Here is a 19,158-nt window from a genome sequence, read left to right on the forward strand (position 1 = left end):
AGGGGGCCGCGCGTTCCGCACCGTCCGGGCCCCGCTCAGTGCGCGTCGGAGTCGGCCGTGGCGGACAGCAGCGACAGGCGGCTCGCGGTCCGGTTGACGTCGAGCGGCAGGGACTCGCCCCGCAGCACCTCGTCGAGCGGTGCCTCTCCGACGAGGACGAGGCGTACGTCCCGGTCGCAGAGCACGTCGATGAGGTTGGCGAACCGCTGGGCCGCGTCGCGGTCCTCGCCGGCCAGGCGGGGCAGGCCGGAGAGCACCCAGACGGGGTGGCGGTCCGTCAGTGCGAGGTAGTCACCGGTCGAGTTCGGCCGGTCGCACAGGTCGTGGAAGTCGAACCAGATCCGCTCGTCGTCGACCGCCAGCGCCTGGACGGTGCGACCGCCGGTCACCTCGACCTGCTGCCGGTCTCCGGCGCGCGGGAGGCCGAGGCCGTGTTCGGCGAGCTGCTCCTCGGTGCCGGGCCAGAGGTAGGCCCCGCGTTCGAACTCGGAGCGGGCGGTGCCCGACGCGTACTCGGCCCGGTAGTCCCGTCCGCCGCCGAGCTCGACGACGTCCATGGTCTCTTCGAGCATCTTGATCGTCGGCAGGAACATCTCGTGGAAGACGGGGTTGGGGAGCAGCCCGGCCGGAGGGTAGTTGGAGGTGGTGAGCAGGGTGATCCGCTGGTCGAGGATCGATCGCAGGACGCGGCCGATCAGCATCGCGTCACCGGCGTCGTGGACGTGGAACTCGTCGAAGACGAGGAAGCGGCAGTCGCCCAGCAGCTCGGTGACGGCGAGGTCGGTGACCCGGCGGTCGCCCTGGTGGCGCCGGTAGGCGGCGTGGAACTCGCGGAAGAAGTCGTGGAAGTGCAGCCGTCGCTTGTTCCGCAGGGGCACGGCCTCGTACAGGGTGGTGGTCAGCCAGCTCTTGCCGCGGCCGACCGACCCCCACAGGTACACCCCGCGCGGGGGTCTGGCCCCGCGGCCGAACAGTCCCCGTTTGCGCGTGACGTCCGCGCCGAGTTCACCGAGCCTGAGGGCGGCCTGTCGCTGGGCGTCGTCCAGGACGAAGCCGGCCTGCCGGGCGGCGTTCTCGAACTCCCGCATCAACTGATGATCACCAGTTTCCCCTTGGTACCGAATCCCGATGCGCACGTGCGATCAAGAGATGATCATCATTCCTGACGCGTACGGCCCCCTCCAAGACTGGATCACCGCGGACCCGGTCCTCACCCCTGATCCGGGCGCGGACACCCCTGCGTCCGCCCCGGGCACCCCTGTCCGTCCCCCGCCCACCCCTGTGCCGCGCCGGCCGCCGGTCAGTGGGTGAGGCCGCGTACGGCGCTGCGCAGGGCGGCGGCGACGAAGGCGTGGACCCGGTCCAGGTGCTCCTGGAAGGCGAAGTGGCCGCCGGTCAGCACCAGGCGGTCGAAGGGGCCGGTGGTGATCTCGGCCCACTCCGCGAGCGCGTCGACCGGCACGTAGGGGTCGGCGTCGCCGCCGATCGCGGTGACGGGGCAGCCGAAGGGCGGCGCGGGCCGGTGGCGGTAGGCGTCGCAGAGTTCGAAGTCGGCGCGCAGCAGGGGGGAGACGAGGTCCAGGAGTTCGGGGTTGCGGAAGACCTCGGCGGGGGTGCCGCCGGTGGTGCGCAGCCACTCGCGGAACTCGTTCTCGGGGAGCTCGTGCAGCGGGGTGCCCCCGGTGCGGGGGCGGCGGCCCGGCATGCCGCTGCCGGACACGAACATCCGGATCGGCTCGGGCAGGCCCGCGGCGACCAGCCGGCGGGTGAGCTCCAGGCCGAGCATGGAGCCCATGCTGTGACCGAAGACCGCGTACGGACGGTCGACGAGCGGGACGACCCGCGTCATCAGCGCGTCGAGCAGGGGCTCCACGCGGCGCAGCGGAGGGTCCCCGAACTCGGTTCCTCGGCCCGGCAGTTCGACGGCGTGGACGTCGACGTCGGGGGCCAGCGCCTGGGGCCAGCCACGCCGGTACGTCACCGCGCTGCCGCCGGCCCACGGAAGGCAGAACAGCCGTACGGGTGCGTCCGGGCACTCCACGTCCCAAGGCCGACGGACCACGGTTCCCCCAACATCGCTCGCTTGCACGCGTCGCGCCCGACGTTACGGCGGCGCGTGCGCGGGCCCCACCCCTGCCGGAGCCCCTGGCCACCCCAGTCCGGGCCCCGGGCCCCGGACCCGTCTCCCCCGCGGGCCGCTACGCGACCCCCGCCCCGGGGAAGGCGCTTTCGAGGCTGTCGAACTGGAGGTCCATGGGCAGGTCCTGGCGGCGCGAGATGCCGAGCTTGCGGTAGGCGCGGGTGAGGTGCTGCTCGACGGTGCTGACGGTGACGTAGAGCTTCGCGGAGATCTCCCGGTTGGTGTAGCCGTACGCGGCCAGCGCCGCGACCCGCCGCTCGGACTCGCTGAGCTGCTCGGCCTCCGGGGACTCCTCGGTGCGCTGGACGGGCGCGGTGCGCTGCTCGGTCCCGGTCTGGCCCGGCATGATCTGCTCGCACAGCGGCAGGGCCCCGCAGTCGGCGGCCAGGTGCCAGGCCCGGCGGGTGACCATGCCGGCCCGGGTGCCCTCGCCGAGCAGCAGCAGGGCGCGGCCGAGGTCGGCGAGGGCCTTGGCCAGTTCCAGCCGGTCGCCGGAGCGGCTGAGTTCGTCGACGGCCCGGGTGAGCAGTTTGGGGCGCTGGCGCAGTTCGGAGGTGGCCGCGCGCAGCCTCAGGGAGACGCCGCGCACGCGCGGGCTGCGCACGCCGGAGGTGGCGAGCTGCTCGACGACGAAGCGTTCGGCCTGGCGGTGCTCGCCGAGCCGCAGCAGGGCCTCGGCGGCGTCGGTGCGCCAGGGGAGCTGGCGCGGCCGGTCCAGGCCCCAGCGCTGGGCGAGCCGGCCGGCGTCGAGGAACTCGCCGAGGGCGGCGCGGTGGCGGTGGGTGGCCAGGTAGTAGTAGCCGCGCGCCCTGAGGTAGTTGAGGGCGTAGACGCTGGAGAAGAGCTCTTCGGGGACGGGCATCTGGAGGCGGCGGGCCACGGCGTCGTAGCGGCCCATCGCGGTGAGGGCGGTGACGAGGGTGGCGACGGGGCCGAAGAGGAACAGTCCGCCCCGGTCGGCGACGGCGTCGACGGCGGCGGAGGCCTCGCGTTCGGCGCCGGCGAGGTCGCCCAGGCGCAGCAGTGCCTCGGAGTGCACGAGCCCGAACACGGACTGCCAGCCGGGGTTGTCGGCGGGCTGCGCCTCGGTCTGCAGGCGCCGGCACCAGACGACGGCCCGGTCGGGGCGGTCGGCGTGCACGAGGGTGCGGACGGCCTGGACGATGGGGTCGAAGGTGGCGTGGGCCAGCGGGGCACCCTTGAGGAGGCGTTCGGCGGCCTGTTCGTCGCCGGCGCTGTCGGGGTGGGTCCACAGGGCGGCGGAGGAGCGCAGTTCGGCGGTGCCGGTACGGGCGGGGCTGCCGGGGTGGTCGCCGGGCGCGCCGGGTCCGGCGGCCGGGGGGCCCGCGGGGGCCGTGGCCGGGGGCAGCGCGAACAGTTCGCGCAGCGGGTCCTCTCGGGTGGTACGGGCGGCGGTGCGCGGGTCCGCCATGCGTTCGAGGGCCTCGGCGGCGTCCTCGATGCGGCCCTGCGCGACGAGGAGCCGGGCGAGCCGGCCGGCCGCGGCGGGGCCGAGGCCGCCGCGGCGCAGCGCCGCGAGCGGCCCGTCGAGGTGGCGTTCGGCGGCGGCCGGGTGCTTGCGCCAGGTCACCGCGGCCAGCTGGAGGCCGATCTCCCAGCCGGTCTGCTCGTCCGAGCAGAGGGTGCGGGCGAGCTCCAGGTAGGCGGCGGCCCGGTCGCAGGTCTCGTCGTCGACCAGGTCCTGGAGGGCGGCCTCGCGCAGGACCCGGACGGGCCAGTCGCCGCGCGGTGCCTCCTCGGATCCGGCTCCGGCCTCCGAGGCGGCCAGGAGGTGCGGGGCGACGGCGGCGGCCCGGGCGCCCGCCTCGTGGAGGACGTGGGCGGCGCGGGTGCGCAGCAGGGCGAGTTCGTGCCGGGAGACGCCGTCGAGGACGGCGGCGGCGACGGCGGGGTGGCGCAGCCGCCCGTCGTCGGTGAGCCCGGAGGCCTCCAGGGCGGCGGCCGCGCGGGCGGCGGCGGTGGGGCCGGTGCCGGCGAGCCGGGCCGTCAGTTCGGGGGTGGCGTCGTCGCCGAGGGCGGCGAGGGCCACGGCGAGGGTGCGGGAGTCCGCGCCGTCGCGGTGCAGGCAGGTCAGCGCGGCCTGGGTGAAGGGGCCGCCCGGTGCGGGTTCCGGCCACCGGTCGTCGGGGCCGCGTACCGAGCGGGGGCGTTCGCTGAGCAGGGCGCGCAGCAGCAGCGGGTTCCCGCCGGTGGCGCCGTACAGCCAGGCGGTGCCCTCGGCCGTCGCCGGGCGGCCGGTGTGGTCCTCCAGCAGGGCGGCGGTGCCGGTCTCGTCGAGCCGCGCGAGCGGGATCCGGACGAAGCCGGGGTGGCGCAGGAACTCGGTGCGGGCGAGCGGGCTCTCCGCGTGCTCGTGGGGCGCGTCGGCCAGGACCAGCAGAAGCCGTTCGCCGCGTACTGCGCGGGCCACGTCCAGCAGCCGTTCGAGGGACGCGGGGTCGGTGTGGTGGAGGTCGTCCACGCACAGGACGACGGGGGTCCGCTCGGCGGCGGTGCGCAGCGCCGAGATGAACTCGCGGCCCGTGAGCGGCTCCCGGCCGCCGGCCGCGGCCGGGTGGGTGTCGTCGGGGAGTCCCGCGGTCAGCTGGCGCAGGACGCCGTGGGGGACGTCGCGCTCGCGGGTGGAACCGGCGGCCCGCAGCACCAGGGCGCCGAGCCGCTCGGCGGTTTCGGCCACGTGCAGGAGCATCTCCGTCTTCCCGCAGCCGACCGCGCCTTCCAGGAGCACGAGGCCCGCCGTCCCGGACGTACACGCCGTCAGCGCGCCTTCGAGCTGAGCGTATACGTCGTCCCTGCACATGAGCCTCATGGTCCGCCCCCTCCGCATTGCCGTGCCTCGAACCGCAGCAAACGATGCCTTGAGAGTCACTGGAGTTGGCGGGTCCGGCGCCGGTCACTAGTTGCCCGGCAGGAAATGCGAAGGCGTGATCACGCCCTTCTCGGGGGCGTCGGCGCACGGGAAGCGGAACGCGTGGTAGGCCCGGCCGCCGGGGGCGGCGCCCGGTCGGCGCCGCCTCCGGCCACGGGCTTCAGGCGCCGGTGAGGGCCGGGGCCGACGCGTCCTGGGGGGCGGCGGCGAGGAGGGCCCGCTCGGCCGGGGTGAACGGGGGGCCGTCCAGTTCGGTGAAGGCGCCGGCCGCGCCGGCCTTGCGCAGGGCGGCGACCAGGTGGGGGGACTCCAGGCTGGCCACGGGCGCGGCGAGCGAGGTGACCTGCATGGCCGCCGCGTTGACCACGGGGTCGTAGAGGGCGGCGGTGCCGAGCAGGTCGGCGAACTGCTGGGCGTCCTGCGGGCGCGGGGCGATCCGCGGGTCCTTGGCGTGGTTGCGGGTGCCGGGGTAGCAGATGTCCTGGGTGGTGGCGAGCAGCCACGGGTCGTCGACGACCTTGGCGACGGCGTGCCGGGCGGCGTCGGCGGTGCCGTCGCCCAGGCCTCCGCGGGTCAGCGCGGTGTCCAGGGCGCGGGCGCTGAGGGCGGCGCAGCTCATGCCGTGCCCGTAGACGGGGTTGAAGGCGGCGAGGGCGTCGCCGAGCACCAGCAGGCCCTCGGGCCAGACGGCGAGGCGCTCGTAGTAGCGGCGGCGGTTGACGGTGGAGCGGGATCCCTGGACCGGGCCGAGGGGTTCGGCGCGTTCCAGCAGGTCGGCGATGACCGGGTGGCGCAGGCCGCGCGCGAAGGGGATGAACGCCTCGTCCTCGGTGGGCGGCTCGGCGCCGCGGGTGCCCGCGAGGGTGACCAGCCAGCGGCCGCCCTCGATGGGGACGAGGGCGCCGTTGCGGCCGGGCTCGCCGGTGCCGGGGGCGGCGGCGACGTTGACCATGGGGAAGGTCTCCGCGCCGGCGGGGGCCCGGTAGACGCGGGTGGCGTAGGCGATGCCGGTGTCGACGACGTCCTCCTCGACCTCCGGCAGGCCCAGCTCGGGAAGCCACTTGAGGGTCTGGGAGGGGCGGCCGCCGGTGTCGACGACGAAGTCGGCGGCGAGCTCGCTCTCCTGGCCCGCGGCGTCGCGCAGGCGGACGCCGGTGACGCGGGCGGCGGTGCCGAGGAGACCGGTGACGCCGGTCTCCTGGAGCACCTCGATCCGCGGGTTCTTCAGCGCCTGCTCGCGGACCACCCAGTCGAGCAGGGCCCGGCTGGCGGTGATCATGAACTGGCTGCCGGGGAAGCGGGTCTGCCAGCCGTACGGGGTGAACCAGACGATGTCGCGCGGCAGGTAGAGGCGGTGGGCCCCCGCGTCGGCCAGCTCCTTGAGGGTGCCGGGCAGCAGGGACTCGATGGCGCGGGCGCCGCCGGACCACAGGAGGTGGGCGTGCCGTGCCTGGGGGACGCCCTTGCGCAGCTCCGGCCCGTCGGGGAACACGTCCCGTTCCACCACGGTGACGCGGTCCACGTGCCGCGCGAGCACCGCGGACGCCAGCATCCCGGCCAGGCCGCCGCCGATTACCACTGCGCGTGTTTCTGCGGTCATGAGAGCGTGACCCTTCCATCCGTCAGACGCATTGCGCACCGTCGAATTCGAATTCCCGGGCTCCGGTGCAGGCATTCCCGATCCCCGCGACGCTAGCACTCGCCCACAATGCCCTGAACCCCTACGAACCCCTATCAAACCAGGCGCCTATGGCGGGATCGCGGTGCTCGCCGCGACGATGGTCCGGCCTGCCGAAAGGAGAAGAATTCATGCTGGACGAGGCGGCGCTGAAAGACCTGATCCTGGAACACACGCGCCGGGTCAACGCGGGGGACGTCGAGGGGCTGCTGAAGCTGTACTCGCCGGACGTCCGCTTCGAGGACCCCGTGGGCGCCGGGGCGCAGCAGGGCCACGCGGCACTGCGCGCGCACGCGACCGGTGCGGTGACCGGCAACACGGTGGAGGTGCCGGGTCCGCCGGTGGCGGCCCAGGACGGGCGTCACGCCGCCGTTCCGGTCGCCGCCACGATGGACTACCTGCCGCTGGGGCCGATCCTGACGCGGCACGGCGTACTGCCGGTGCCGGCCGATCCCGCGCGGCAGCGGATGCTGTTCCGCTTCGTGATGGTGATCCGGGCCGGGGACGACGGGCTCATCGAGGACATGAAGGCCTACTGGGGGGCGAGCGACGTCTCCCTCGTCGACGCGGCTTAGGGGAGGAAGAGATGCTGGACGAGGCGACCCGCAAGGAACTGGCGCTGGAGCACTGCCGTCGCATGAGCAGCGGCAACGTGGACCACATGCTGGAGCTCTACACGAAGGACGTACGGTTCGAGGACCCGGTCGGTTCGGTTCCCATGATCGGGCACGACGCATTGCGCGTGCATTTCCAGCGGGCCGCGGAAGCGAAAACCGTGGACGTCGCCGGTGTTCCGGTGGCCGCACAGGACGGCCTGCACGTGGCCATTCCGGTGTCGGTGTACATGAATTACCTCCCGCTGGGTCCCGCGCTGACGAAGCACGGTTATCTGGACAAGCCCGCGGACCCGTTCCGCAAGCGCATCAAATTCGCGCTCACGAGCATCTTCCGGACCGGTTCGCACGGTCTGATCGAAGCGGTGTGGGTGTACTGGGGGAAGTCGGACCTGTCCCTGCTCGACCCCGGGCAGGAGTGACACGGCGCCGCGCCCGTACGAAGAGGCCGTCCGCACCGGGATGTTCCGGTACGGACGGCCTCTTCGTGCGCCGGGTCAGGGCGCCGGTTCAGGCGGCCAGGTCGCGCCGCCCGAACAGGGCGGTGCCCGCCCACAGGAGCAGCGCGGCCACGGCCGTCAGCAGCACCAGCGGCAGCACCCGTACGTCCACCGCGGGCAGCGCCGGCAGGTGGCTGAACGGGGAGAGGTCGCGCACCGCCTGGGGCAGCTTCAGCAGGGCGCCGAGCTGTCCGACGACCAGGCAGAGGGCGAGCGCGCCCCACGCGGCGCCGGAGGAGGCGCCCGGCGCGAGGCCGAACACCAGCACCACGACACCGGCGAGGACCAGCACCGCGGGGGCCTGGACCAGCGCCGCCCCGGTCAGGTCGGCCACGCCCGCGCCGACGTCGCCCGCCGCGGCCCCGTAGGTGAGGCCCGCGGCCAGTCCGGCGACGAGCAGCAGGATCAGCGAGCCCGCGACGGCGACGACCACGTGGCTCGCCACCCAGCGGCCCCGCCCGACGGCGGTGGCCAGCAGGGACTCCAGCCGGCCGGAGGTCTCCTCGGCGCGCAGCCGCAGCAGCGCCTGGACGACGAAGCCGGCCGTGATCGCGCCGACCATGACCATCATCGACGCGAAGAAGGTGTCGACGGGGGCACCGCCCCCGCCGCCGATCTTGCCGAGGGTCTCGGTGAGGTCGGCGTTGTCCTTCAGGGCGTCCCCGGCGGACTTGCCCATGCCGCCGATCACCGCGCCGAGCACGGCGATGCCCACGGCCCACCCGATCAGCGAGCCGCGGTGCAGGCGTCGGGCCAGCCCGTACGCGCCGAGCAGCCCGGGAGCGGCGGCGGCCGGGCCCGGACGGTCCTCGAACACGCCGGCGCCGAGGTCGCGGCGCGCGGAGAGGCGTACGGCGACGGCCGCGGTGACGGCGGCGAACAGCAGCGGGAGCACGAGGACCCACCACCGGTCCTCGCCGAACGGGCTGGTCTGCTGGGCCCAGCCGATCGGGGACAGCCAGGACAGCCAGGAGCTCTCCACGACGGTGCCCGACGCCTGGACCTCTCCGCCCGCGTCGGCGATGCCGCGGATCAGGAAGGCGACGGCGATCACCGCGCCGGCCAGCGAGTTGGCACCCCGCGAGGTGCCGGCCAGCTGGGCCGTGATGGCGGCCACGCCCGCGAAGGCGAGTCCGGTCGCGGCGACGGCCGCGGCGGCCACGAGCGAGCTGCCGATGGGCAGCCCGGCCAGCGGCAGCACGATGCCGAGGAAGATGAACAGCCCCACGTTGGCCTGGACGGTCAGCAGCAGGGCCGCGGCGAGGCCCGCCTGACGGCCCACGGGGGCCGCCCCGACGAGTTCGGCGCGGCCGCTCTCCTCGTTCTGGCGGGTGTGCCGCACCACGGCGAAGGTGTTCATCAGACCGGCCAGGACGCACAGGAACGTCAGGACCTGGACCATGGCCAGCGCGCCCTCGCTGGTGCCGACGGGCGCGCCGCGGGTGAGCAGCAGGGCCGGGTTGTCGGTGAGCAGCTTGACCGCGTCGGTGCGGGCGGCCTCGTCGGCGTAGGTCTTGCCGACGCTGCTCGCCGCGCTGTAGGCGAGCGCCGCGGTGCCGTAGAGCCAGACGGCCAGCTGGATGCGGTCCCGGCGCAGCGCGAGCTTGAGCAGCGGCTGGGTGTTCGCGTACTCGCTCATCGCGCGCCCGCTCCCGCCTTGGCGCGCCGTCCGCTCGGCTGCTCGCCGCCTTCCTCGACGTGGTCGCCGTAGTGGCGCAGGAAGAGCTCTTCGAGGGTGGGCGGGGTGCTGGTGAGCGCGCGGACGCCGAAGGAGGCGACGTGCGAGAGCACGGTGTCGAGGTTGCCGTTGTCCACGTCGAAGCGGACGTGGTGGCCCTCGGCGCGCACGTTGTGGACGCCCGCGAGCGCCTCGACGCCGGTGACGGCGCGCTCGGACTCGACGGAGAGGGCGGTGCGGGTGAGGTGGCGCAGCTCGGTGAGGGTGCCCGTCTCGACCGTGTGGCCCTTGCGGATGATGCTGACGCGGTCGCACAGGGCCTCGACCTCGCCGAGGATGTGGCTGGAGAGCAGGACGGTGCGGCCCTGCCGCTTGACCTCCTTGACGCTGTCCTGGAAGACGGCCTCCATCAGCGGGTCGAGGCCGCTGGTGGGCTCGTCGAGGATGAGGAGTTCGGCGTCGGAGGCGAAGGCGGCCACGAGGGCGACCTTCTGCCGGTTGCCCTTGGAGTAGGTGCGGCACTTCTTGGTCGGGTCGAGCTGGAAGCGTTCGACCAGCTCGTTGCGGCGGTCCTGGTCGATGCCTCCGCGCAGGGCGCCGAGGGTGTCGATGGCCTCGCCGCCGGAGAGGTTGCGCCACAGGCTCACGTCGCCGGGGACGTAGGCGAGCCGGCGGTGGATGTCCACCGCGTCGGCCCAGGGGTCCTTGCCGAGCAGGGAGGCCTGTCCGCCGTCCAGCCTGAGCAGGCCCAGCAGGGCCCGGATGGTGGTGGACTTGCCGGCCCCGTTGGGGCCGAGGAAGCCGTGCACCTCGCCCGTGCGTACGGTCAGGTCGAGTCCGTCGAGTGCCCGGAACTTCCCGAAGTTCTTGATCAGTCCTGTTGCGGCGATCGCGTTCTCGCTCGGTGCCACCGCACACCACCTTTCACGATGTCGTGTTCATCGGAGTCGTCGTCCGTGCGACTCCCGAAGACGACGGCACCGCGGCCAGGTTGCGGCCCGGATCAGCATTCCGCCGATCGGCTTTCCGGAGCAATGTGAGGGCGTGCCCGTGACCGGATTCAGGGGTGCGTACGGGTGTCGGGTAGGGGTTGACCCACCCCTCGCCAATCCGGACCGTTGCAGGGCACACGGAAAAGATGAGGGAGCGTCATGTCTACCGTCACCATCGACCCCCGGATGATCACCGCGCTGCGGAATTTCCCCTTCACCCCCATCCGCGGGCTCGACATCGAGCCGGTCCTCGCCGACCTCCGCCGGGAGGAACCGGTGAGCCGCATCACCCTTCCCTACGGCGGCGACGCCTGGCTCGTGACCAGGTACGAGGACGTCCGGGCCGCCCTCGCGGACCAGAGACTGAGCCGCGCGGCCGTGGTGAACAAGGACGTACCGCGCCGCCAGAAGATGCTCGTGGGCCCCGAGGGCATCATGTACATGGACCCGCCGGACCACTCGCGCCTGCGCCGCCTGCTGACCAAGGCGTTCACCAAGCGGCGCGTCGAGCAACTGCGGCCGCGCGTCGAGGAGATCGCCGCGGAACTGGCCGGAAACCTCGCGTCCCAGGGGTCCCCCGCCGACCTGGTGGCGCACTACTCGTGGCCGCTGCCGACCCGGGTCATCTGCGAGCTGCTGGGCGTCCCGTACGAGGACCGGGAGGTGTTCCGGCGCGGCGCGGACGCGCTGATGCAGGGCGACACCCTGCCGCACGCCGAATTCACCTCGCGCGTCAACGAGTTGTGCTTCTACATCATGGACCTGATCGCGCGCCGCCGGGCCAGTCCCTCGGACGACATGCTCAGCGCCCTGATCCAGGCCCGCGACGAGGGCGACCGGCTCACCGAGCAGGAGCTGGTCTCGCTGACGGTGGTGCTGCTGGCCGGCGGCCACGAGACCACCGCCAACCAGATCACCAACTTCGTGTACACGCTGCTGCGCCACCCGGCCCAGCTGGCGCTGCTGCGCGAGCGGCCCGAGCTGCTGCCGCGGGCCGTGGACGAGCTGATGCGCTACATCCCGCTCGGCACCGGCCACCACGCGGCGATGATCGCCACGGAGGAGCTGGAGATCGGCGGCACCACGATCGCCGAGGGCGAGGCCGTGTACGTCCACATCCACTCGGCCAACCACGACGCGACGGCCTTCGCCGACCCGGAGCGGCTCGACCTGACCCGTGAGGACAACCACCACATGGGCTTCGGGCACGGGGTCCACTTCTGCGTGGGGGCCCAGCTGGCGCGCATGGAGCTCGGGGTGGCCGTCAAGGCCCTGGTGGACCGCTTCCCCACCCTGGAGCTGGGGATCGAGGACGACGCCATCGCCTGGCGGGCCAGCCTGCTGGTGCGCGGGCCCCTGGAACTGCCGGTCCGCTGGTGACGGCGCACCCGGTGACGGCACCGCTGTAACGACGAGGACAGGAGAGGACGAGCATGACGACCGAGACCCTGGAGAAGACGCGCTGGCAGATCAGCGTGGACCGGGCGGCGTGTACGGGCACGGGCATGTGCGTGCACGCGGCGCCGGCGTACTTCCGGCTGGTGGAGGGCCGCGCCGAGGCCCTGTGCGGGACCGCGGACGCCGACGCGGGGCTGCTGGACGCCGCCCTGAACTGCCCGGTGGAGGCCATCCGCCTCACCGAGGTGGCGACCGGAACGGTGATCGCCCCGGAGCTGTGAGCGGGTGCGCGGAAGGGGCCCGGGAGCCGGTCGGCTCCCGGGCCCCTTCCGTGTGCCGGGCCCGTTCCGCGGGGCGCGCGGCGGCCCGCGCCGCCCGCCCCTCGGGCCGTCAGAAGGTGTAGCGCATCACGCGGTTGTACTTCCGCAGCACCGGGATCGCGTTCATGATCTTGCACATGATCCGGGAGGTCCACGGCATGTGCGACACGTACGGGGAGTCGGTGAAGGTCCACTCCAGCTTGTGCTCGATCCGCGGGTCCCACTGCTCCAGCGTCTTCGGGTCCTCCAGGCCCCAGATGAAGCGCTGCCCGGTCGCCTTGACCGTCCAGTGCTTGTTCATCGCCTTCACCGAGAACGGGGTGTAGGCGTCGAACAGCAGCTCGCCCTTGGGGAAGCGGCCGACGATCCGGGTGATGAGGTCACGGACCTGGTCCTCCGTGAAGTACACGAGGACGCCCTCGGCGACGACGAGCACCGGGCGGTCGGAGGGGATCGAGTCCAGCCAGTCGGGGTCGAGGGCCGAGGCGCCGATGACGTGGTGGTGGTCGCGCTCCGGGAACAGGTCCCGGTAGATCTGCGCGATCTCCGGCAGGTCCAGGTCGTACCACTCGACGTCGTCGGAGGGCTCGATGCGAAAGACGCGGCCGTCGAGGCCGGCGCCGAGGTGCAGGACGACGGAGCGCGGGTTGCGGATGAGGAAGTCCTGCACCCAGCGGTCCACCTCCTTGCCGCGGATGGCGAGGGAGATCGCGTCGTCGTCGCGCATCTTGAGCTGGACCTTCAGCTCGTCGTAGTCCTCGATGGACTCGACCGCCCGCACCGCGAGGCGGTCGTTCAGGATCGGGCGCCCCGACTTGGCGTCATGGGCCCGGGAGTAGAGGGCGACGAGGAGGTTTCTCGTCGCCGCGCTGAACTGCACCTTGGTCTGCATGGGGACACCCGTCTCGGTTCGTTCGGTCGTTCGTTCGCTCGTTCGGTACGGCAGTGGCCGCGGCGGCAGCGGCGGCCGCCGGCGCGCGGGGCTTCGGCGCGCGGGGCTTCGGCGCGCGGGGTTCAGCGCCCCGCCGGCACCGAGGTGAAGGCCGCGAGGTCCTCGATGACCGCCCGGGTCACACCGGCCTGCTGCGGGGTGAGGTAGAAGTGCCCCCCGGGGAACGTGCGCAGGCCGAACGCGCCGCCGGTCAGCTCCCGCCACTGCGCGGCCTCGGGGACGCTGACGCGCGGGTCGGACTCGCCGGTGAGCACGCTGATCGGGCACTTCAGGGCCGGTCCGGGACCGTCCGGGCGGTAGCGGTAGGTCTCGATGGCCTTGTAGTCGCTGCGGATCGCCGGGAGCACCATGCGCAGCAGCTCCTCGTCGGCGAGCAGGCCCGCGTCGGTGCCGCTCAGCGCCCGGATCTCGGCGATCAGCGCGTCGTCGCCGCGCGTGTGGACGTTCTCCTCGCGGCGGACGGTCGGGGAGCGCCGGCCGGAGGCGATCAGGCCGAGCAGCGGGGCCCCCTCGCGCTCGAACCTCCGCGCGAGTTCGAAGGAGAGCACCGCGCCCATGCTGTGCCCGAACAGCACCAGCGGCTTGTCGGTCCAGGGCTGGAGCGCGCGGTGGATCTGCTCCACCAGCGCGGCCACGTCGTCCAGGGGCGGTTCGGCGCGGCGGTCCTGGCGGCCGGGGTACTGCACGGCCAGTACCTCGGCGTGCCCGGCCAGCTCCTTGGAGAGGGAGAAGAAGAAGGAGGCGCTGCCACCGGCGTGCGGCAGCAGCACCAGGCGGTGGTGCGCTTCCGGCGCGGGGTGGAATCGCCGGATCCACAGGTCGCTGTGCTCGTCGGGGGTGCTCATCTCCGTACCTTTCCTCGGTCGTGATCGCCTGTCGGGTGCGCCGGGGCAGCGGGGCGCCGGCAGCGCGGTGGGGTGGCTCAGACGCCGATGTCGCTCATGCCCCAGAAGACGCGCATGTCCTCGATCAGGCCGTCGGCGTTGATGGTGAAGACGTCGACCGCGTTGATGTTGGTGCGGGTGCGGTTCGGGTCGAGGATGTTGGTCATCGTCGCGGCGACCGGGACGGCGACCTGCTTGCCGTCCTGGCCCACGGAGGCGTGGCCGGGGGCGACGGTGACCTCGGCGGCGACGTTGCTGTGGAAGTACTCGCGCTGCGCGGCGCGGCCGACACGGGGCTCGCGGCCGACCGGGTCCTCGATCCGGGCGTCCTCGGTGAAGTGGGTGAGGATGGCGTCGATGTCGCCCTCGTTCACCTTGCGGAAGTACTCCGCGACGATCTCCTTGCGCTTCTGCTCGTCCAGCATGGGGTTCCTCCACGGTCGTGATCGACGTACGTACGTACGCGGGCGTGACCGTAGGCGCGTGGCTTAAAGCCGCGCTTAAGACGCCGCGCGGGCGGCTGCGGACATACGTCCACCCCCGGCCGTCAGGGGCCGGGGGTGGACGGGTAGGGGCGGACACGGGGTCCGCCGGGCGCCGGCGGCTAGCCGAAGATCCAGAACCGTTCGCGCTGGAAGGGGTAGGTGGGCAGGTCCACGCCGTGGGCCCCGCTGCCCTCGAACACCGCCGCCCAGTCGACCGGTTCGCCGGCGCTGTGGAAGGCGGCGGCCAGGGCCAGCGGCGCGTCGGCCGCCCGGTCCGGGTCCGGGGCGGGGGCCGGGGCGGCCAGGGCCTCGGCGAGGCCCTCGGTCCAGTCCTCGCCGAGCGGTTCCCCGGACTCGGCGTCCAGGAGGGCGATTTCCGGCCGTGCCGTCGCCGTCACCCGGGGCCGGCCGCCGTCCGCGAGGACGGCCAGCACCTCGACGGCCTCCTCCAGGGAGAGCGCGCCCGCGACGTGCGCGGCGGCGAGCCGGCCGGGGCCGGACACCAGCAGCGCCTGCGGGGCCAGCCCCCAGCTCTCGTACAGCCGGAAGAGGGCCACCTCCTCGGCGAAGGCCTCGGCGACGGGCGGGAAGGGGGCCGCCAGCCGGACGTCGAGGTGCGCCCGTACGGCGTCCCAGGCGTCGGCGAAGACGGGCCGGGCCACGTACAGGGCGTCCGCGAGGCCGCGTACGGCTCCGGTGAACGCGATCCGCGCGGAGCCGGCGACGACGACCCGGGGGTCGTCATCACCCCGTTCGACCGCGCCGAGCGCCCCCAGCAGCTCCTCGCGGTCCCCGGCGAGTACGACCGCCCGGTGTTCGAAGGCGGCCCGGCCGGTGGCCAGCGTGAAGCCGACGTCGGCGGGGTCGAGGGCGGGGTCCTCGGCGAGTGCCGCGCCCAGGCGCGCCGCCTGGGCCCGCAGCGCCCCCGGGGTGCGGCCGGACAGCGGGACCGCGACGGCCCCCGGGGCGCCGCCGGGCCGGCCGGCCCGGGCAGGCTCCTCGGCGGGCGGCGCTTCGAGGACGATGTGGACCTGGGTGCCGCTGGCGCCGAGCGAGGAGACCCCGGCCCGGCGCGGGCGGCCGGTCTCCGGCCACGGGGTGGGCTCGGTGACCAGGCGTACGGCGCCCGCCGACCAGTCCACGCGGCTGGTGGGCTCCTTGACGTTCAGCGTCTGCGGGAGCAGGGCGTGGCGCAGGGCCAGCACCGTCTTGATGACGCCGGTGACGCCGGAGGCGGACTGCGGGTGGCCGATGTTGGACTTGACGGTCGACAGCAGCAGCGGCCGGTCCGCCGGGCGGTCCTGGCCGTACGTCGCCAGCAGGGCCTCGGCCTCGATGGCGTCGCCGAGCGGGGTTCCGGTGCCGTGGCCCTCGACCGCGTCCACGTCCCGGGCGCTCAGGCCGGCGTCGGCCAGGGCCTGCCGGATGAGGCGCTGCTGGGAGACGCCGCTGGGGGCGGTGAGGCCGTTGCCGGCGCCGTGGTGGTTGACCGCGGAGCCCCGTACGACGGCCAGGACCGGGTGGCCCAGGCGCCGCGCCCGGGACAGGCGTTCGACGAGCACCATGCCGGCGCCCTCGCCCCAGCCGGTGCCGTCGGCGTCTTCGGAGAAGGGCTTGCAGCGGCCGTCGGCGGCGGCGCCGCCCATGTGGTGCCAGGCGACCGGGGCGGACAGGACGGTGACGCCGCCGGCGAGGGACATCGCGCACTCGCCGCGCCGGACCGACTGGACGGCCAGGTGCAGGGCGACGCCGGACGAGGAGCAGCCGGTGTCGACGGTCAGGGTCGGGCCGTGGATGTCGAGGGCGTAGGCGACCCGGCCGGAGGCGATGGCCGGGGCGATGCCGCTGCCGAAGTGCGGTTCGCTCTCCTCGGGGATCCGCTCGGTGGGCAGGAAGCCCTGGTAGCCGACGCCGAGGTAGAGGCCGATCTGCTCGTCGGTGAGCCCGCGGGGGTCGACCCCGGCGCGCTCGAATGCCTCCCAGGCGGTTTCGAGGAGGATCCGCTGCTGGGGGTCCATGACGAGGGCCTCGGCCTCGGAGATGCCGAAGAAGGCGGCGTCGAACTCGCCGATGCCGCGCAGCAGTCCGGCCTGGCTGAGCGTCTTGACGGCCTGGAAGCCCTCCCCGCCCTCGCCCTCGGCCGCGCCCTCGGTGGCGGCGTCGGCGATCCGCCAGCCGCGGTCGCGCGGCAGGTCCCCGACGAGGTCCTCGCCCTCGGAGACGGCCTGCCACAGCTGTTCGGGGGTCTCGATGCCGCCGGGGAGGCGGCAGCTCATGCCGACGATGACGACGGGGTCCTCGTCCCCGGCGGCGCCGTGGCCGTCGGTGGCGGGCGCGGCCGGCTCCTGCTCGCCGGAGCCGAGGAGTTCGGTGCCGAGGAAGCGGGCGAGGGCGACCGGGCTCGGGTGGTCGTAGACCAGGGTGGCCGGGAGCGTCAGTCCGGTCGCGTCGGTGAGCCGGTTGCGCAGTTCGACGACGGTGAGCGAGTCGAAGCCGAGTTCCTTGAAGGCCCGGCCCGCTTCGATCGCCTCGCCCGAGGCGTGGCCGAGCACGGAGGCCGCCCGGTCCCGTACGAGGTCGGTCAGCAGGGTGGTGCGCTCGCCCGGGGAGGCCGCGCGCAGGCTGCGGACCAGCTCGGAGGAGGAGTCGTCGGCGGGCCGGGGCGCGGTGGGCGCGGCCTGCGGCACGAGGTCGGTGAGCAGGGCGCTGGGGCGCTCGGAGGTGAAGCCGGGGGCGAAGCGGGCCCAGTCCACGTCGGCGACGGCGACGAAGGTCTCGTCGTGTTCGACGGCCTGGACCATGGCGTTCAGGGCGGCCCGCGGATCCATTTCGAGGACGCCGCGGCGGCGCATGTACTCCTCGGCCCCTTCCAGTTCCATCATGCCGCCGCCGCCCCAGGCGCCCCAGGCGAGGGAGGTGGCGCTCCGGCCGCGGGCCCGGCGCCGCTGCGCGAGGGCGTCGAGGTAGGCGTTGGCGGAGGCGTAGGCGGTGTGCCGGGCCGCGCCCCACACCCCGGAATTGGAGGAGAAGAGGACGAAGGCGTCGAGGTCGGCGTCGGCGAGGAGGGCGTCGAGGTGGTCGGCGCCGGCCACCTTGGCGGCCGAGAGCGCCTCGAACTCCTGCGCCGTGGTCTCGCCGGCGAGGGTGTACTGCGGGACGCCGACGGCGTGGACGACCGCGGTCAGGGGCTGTCCGGCCGGGATCGCGTCGAGGACCGCCTCCAGCTGTGCGCGGTCCGCCACGTCGCAGGCGGCGAGGGTCACCTCGGCGCCCAACGCCCTTATCTCGGCGGCGAGTTCCGTCGCGCCCGGGGTGTCGGGGCCGCGCCGGCCGACGAGGACGAGGTGGGCGGCGCCGGTGGCGGCGAGGCGGCGGGCGACCTGTGCGCCGACGCCTCCGGTGCCGCCGGTGACCAGGACGGTCCCGGACGGCTCCCAGCGGCGGACCGGCTCGCGGTCGCCGAGCGGGGCGCGCACCAGGCGGCGGCCGAGGACGCCGCTGGTACGGACGGCGACCTGGTCCTCGTCGCCGTAGCCGCCGGCGAGGAGCCGGGCGAGCCGGTCCAGTGCCCGCTGGTCCAGGGCCGGCGGCAGGTCGACGAGACCGCCCCAGCTGCCCGGCTGTTCGAGGGCGACCACCCGGCCGAGGCCCCAGACGCGGGCCTGCGCGGGTATGGCCGGGGCGTCCGCGCGGCCGGCGGCGACGGCTCCCCGGGTGGCGGCCCAGTGCCGGGCGGTGATCCCGGCGTCGGCCAGGGCCTGGACGAGGACGTGGGTGCCGGTGGCGCCGGCCGCCTCGTCGAGGGCGAGGAGGGAGAGGACCCCGCCGAGGCCGGGCAGGGCGGCGGTGGTCTCGCCGAGCCGGGCGGTGAGGGCCGCGCGGTCGGCGGCGGCCGGGTCGGTTTCGAAGAGGACGGTTTCGACGCCGCGGGCCGCGAGGCCGGCGGCGACCGTACCCGCCACGCCGCCCGCGGCGGGCGGGGCGACGATCAGCCAGGTGCCGGCCGGGGCGGGCGCGGCGGCGGGCCCGGCGGTCAGCGGGGTCCAGGTGACCTTGTAGCGCCAGGAGTCGAGGGTGGAGCGGGCCTGCTGTCCGCGCCGCCAGGTGGCGAGGGCGGGCAGCAGCTCGCCGAGGGCCCGGCGCTCGTCGAGGGCGAGGGTGCCGGCCAGGGCCTCCAGGTCCTCGGCCTCGACGGCGGCCCAGAAGCGGGCCTCGGTCTCGTCGGCGCCGGCGGGTCCGGTGGCCGGCGCCTCGGGCCGGACGGGGGCGGGCTTGAGCCAGTAGCTCTGGCGTTGGAAGGCGTACGTGGGCAGGGCGACGGTGGTGGCGTCCGGGCCGCTGAGGGCGGTCCAGTCGACGTCGACGCCGCGGGTCCAGGCGGTGGCCAGGGAGGTGGTGAAGCGGGCCAGGCCGCCCTCACCGCGCCGCAGGGTGCCGGTGGCCAGGATCTCCGTGCCCGCGGCCTCCGCCGTCTCCACCAGCCCGTACGTCAGCACCGGGTGCGCGCTGGACTCCACGAACGCCCGGAACCCGTCGGCCAGCAGGGAGCGGACGACCGGCTCGAAGGACACCGGCCGGCGGCAGTTCTCGTACCAGTACGCCGCCGTCAGCTCGGGACCCTCCAGCA

Annotated in this window: 14 protein-coding genes; 4 read left to right on the top strand and 10 right to left on the bottom strand. The window is 74.3% G+C overall.

The window, feature by feature from the left end; genetic code table 11:
- Positions 1-35: 35 nt before the first annotated feature.
- The 4 genes from zapE to AB4039_RS30300 all read right to left on the bottom strand — a co-directional run bounded on the left by zapE (position 36) and on the right by AB4039_RS30300 (position 6,630).
- Complete coding sequence (zapE, locus tag AB4039_RS30285) at positions 36-1,088, bottom strand: cell division protein ZapE (protein WP_266844987.1); 1,053 nt, start codon at positions 1,086-1,088, stop codon at positions 36-38.
- Positions 1,089-1,300: 212 nt separating this feature from the next.
- Complete coding sequence (locus AB4039_RS30290; protein ID WP_266844988.1) at positions 1,301-2,062, bottom strand: alpha/beta fold hydrolase; 762 nt, start codon at positions 2,060-2,062, stop codon at positions 1,301-1,303.
- A 136-nt stretch (positions 2,063-2,198) separates the two neighbouring features.
- Positions 2,199-4,961 (bottom strand): LuxR family transcriptional regulator, encoded by a 2,763-nt coding sequence (locus AB4039_RS30295; RefSeq protein ID WP_266844989.1) that lies wholly within the window; start codon positions 4,959-4,961, stop codon positions 2,199-2,201.
- A gap of 229 nt (positions 4,962-5,190) precedes the next feature.
- A complete protein-coding gene (locus AB4039_RS30300) occupies positions 5,191-6,630 on the bottom strand; it encodes an NAD(P)/FAD-dependent oxidoreductase (protein ID WP_442272286.1) in 1,440 nt (479 codons plus the stop codon).
- Positions 6,631-6,839: 209 nt separating this feature from the next.
- On the opposite strand from AB4039_RS30300, the gene AB4039_RS30305 reads away from it, so the two are divergent.
- Positions 6,840-7,283, top strand: a complete 444-nt coding sequence (locus AB4039_RS30305; RefSeq protein WP_266844991.1) for a nuclear transport factor 2 family protein — start codon at positions 6,840-6,842, stop codon at positions 7,281-7,283.
- An 11-nt stretch (positions 7,284-7,294) separates the two neighbouring features.
- The gene (locus AB4039_RS30310) at positions 7,295-7,744 is read left to right on the top strand and encodes a nuclear transport factor 2 family protein (protein ID WP_266844992.1); all 450 of its coding nucleotides are present in this window, start codon (positions 7,295-7,297) and stop codon (positions 7,742-7,744) included.
- Between the two features lie 88 nt (positions 7,745-7,832).
- Here the strand turns inward: AB4039_RS30310 and AB4039_RS30315 are convergent, their stop codons facing one another.
- A complete protein-coding gene (locus AB4039_RS30315) occupies positions 7,833-9,461 on the bottom strand; it encodes an anibiotic ABC transporter (RefSeq protein WP_266844993.1) in 1,629 nt (542 codons plus the stop codon).
- Positions 9,458-10,411 carry an ABC transporter ATP-binding protein gene (locus AB4039_RS30320; protein WP_266844994.1) on the bottom strand — a complete coding sequence of 318 codons (954 nt, stop codon included), beginning with the start codon at positions 10,409-10,411 and terminating at the stop codon, positions 9,458-9,460. The genes AB4039_RS30315 and AB4039_RS30320 overlap by 4 nt, the downstream gene beginning before the upstream one ends.
- A gap of 240 nt (positions 10,412-10,651) precedes the next feature.
- Between AB4039_RS30320 and AB4039_RS30325 the strand changes: the two genes are divergently transcribed.
- Positions 10,652-11,872: a cytochrome P450 gene (locus AB4039_RS30325; protein WP_266844995.1), complete on the top strand. Its 1,221-nt coding sequence runs from the start codon at positions 10,652-10,654 to the stop codon at positions 11,870-11,872.
- A gap of 53 nt (positions 11,873-11,925) precedes the next feature.
- A complete protein-coding gene (locus AB4039_RS30330; protein WP_266844996.1) occupies positions 11,926-12,171 on the top strand; it encodes a ferredoxin in 246 nt (81 codons plus the stop codon).
- Between the two features lie 109 nt (positions 12,172-12,280).
- On the opposite strand, the gene AB4039_RS30335 is transcribed toward AB4039_RS30330, so the two are convergent.
- From AB4039_RS30335 to AB4039_RS30350, 4 genes are all read right to left on the bottom strand, one after another.
- Entirely contained in the window at positions 12,281-13,102 is an 822-nt protein-coding gene (locus AB4039_RS30335) for a class I SAM-dependent methyltransferase (RefSeq protein WP_266844997.1), read from the bottom strand.
- A gap of 122 nt (positions 13,103-13,224) precedes the next feature.
- Entirely contained in the window at positions 13,225-14,007 is a 783-nt protein-coding gene (locus tag AB4039_RS30340) for a thioesterase II family protein (RefSeq protein WP_442272287.1), read from the bottom strand.
- Between the two features lie 77 nt (positions 14,008-14,084).
- On the bottom strand, positions 14,085-14,471 hold the full coding sequence (locus AB4039_RS30345; RefSeq protein ID WP_266844998.1) for a nuclear transport factor 2 family protein: 387 nt from the start codon (positions 14,469-14,471) through the stop codon (positions 14,085-14,087).
- Positions 14,472-14,650: 179 nt separating this feature from the next.
- Positions 14,651-19,158: SDR family NAD(P)-dependent oxidoreductase (locus AB4039_RS30350; protein ID WP_442272288.1), on the bottom strand; the 4,508-nt coding region annotated here is incomplete at its 5' end.

This window comes from Streptomyces sp. M-16, assembly GCF_052114405.1.
Classification (GTDB): Bacteria; Actinomycetota; Actinomycetes; order Streptomycetales; family Streptomycetaceae; genus Streptomyces.

Coding starts and splice junctions, on each gene's coding strand:
- AB4039_RS30295 (WP_266844989.1), bottom strand. CDS start 4,961: ATGTGCAGGGACGACGTATACGCTCAGCTCGAAGGCGCGCTGACGGCG.
- AB4039_RS30340 (WP_442272287.1), bottom strand. CDS start 14,007: ATGAGCACCCCCGACGAGCACAGCGACCTGTGGATCCGGCGATTCCAC.
- AB4039_RS30345 (WP_266844998.1), bottom strand. CDS start 14,471: ATGCTGGACGAGCAGAAGCGCAAGGAGATCGTCGCGGAGTACTTCCGC.
- zapE (WP_266844987.1), bottom strand. CDS start 1,088: ATGCGGGAGTTCGAGAACGCCGCCCGGCAGGCCGGCTTCGTCCTGGAC.
- AB4039_RS30305 (WP_266844991.1), top strand. CDS start 6,840: ATGCTGGACGAGGCGGCGCTGAAAGACCTGATCCTGGAACACACGCGC.
- AB4039_RS30315 (WP_266844993.1), bottom strand. CDS start 9,461: ATGAGCGAGTACGCGAACACCCAGCCGCTGCTCAAGCTCGCGCTGCGC.
- AB4039_RS30300 (WP_442272286.1), bottom strand. CDS start 6,630: ATGACCGCAGAAACACGCGCAGTGGTAATCGGCGGCGGCCTGGCCGGG.
- AB4039_RS30325 (WP_266844995.1), top strand. CDS start 10,652: ATGTCTACCGTCACCATCGACCCCCGGATGATCACCGCGCTGCGGAAT.
- AB4039_RS30330 (WP_266844996.1), top strand. CDS start 11,926: ATGACGACCGAGACCCTGGAGAAGACGCGCTGGCAGATCAGCGTGGAC.
- AB4039_RS30310 (WP_266844992.1), top strand. CDS start 7,295: ATGCTGGACGAGGCGACCCGCAAGGAACTGGCGCTGGAGCACTGCCGT.
- AB4039_RS30335 (WP_266844997.1), bottom strand. CDS start 13,102: ATGCAGACCAAGGTGCAGTTCAGCGCGGCGACGAGAAACCTCCTCGTC.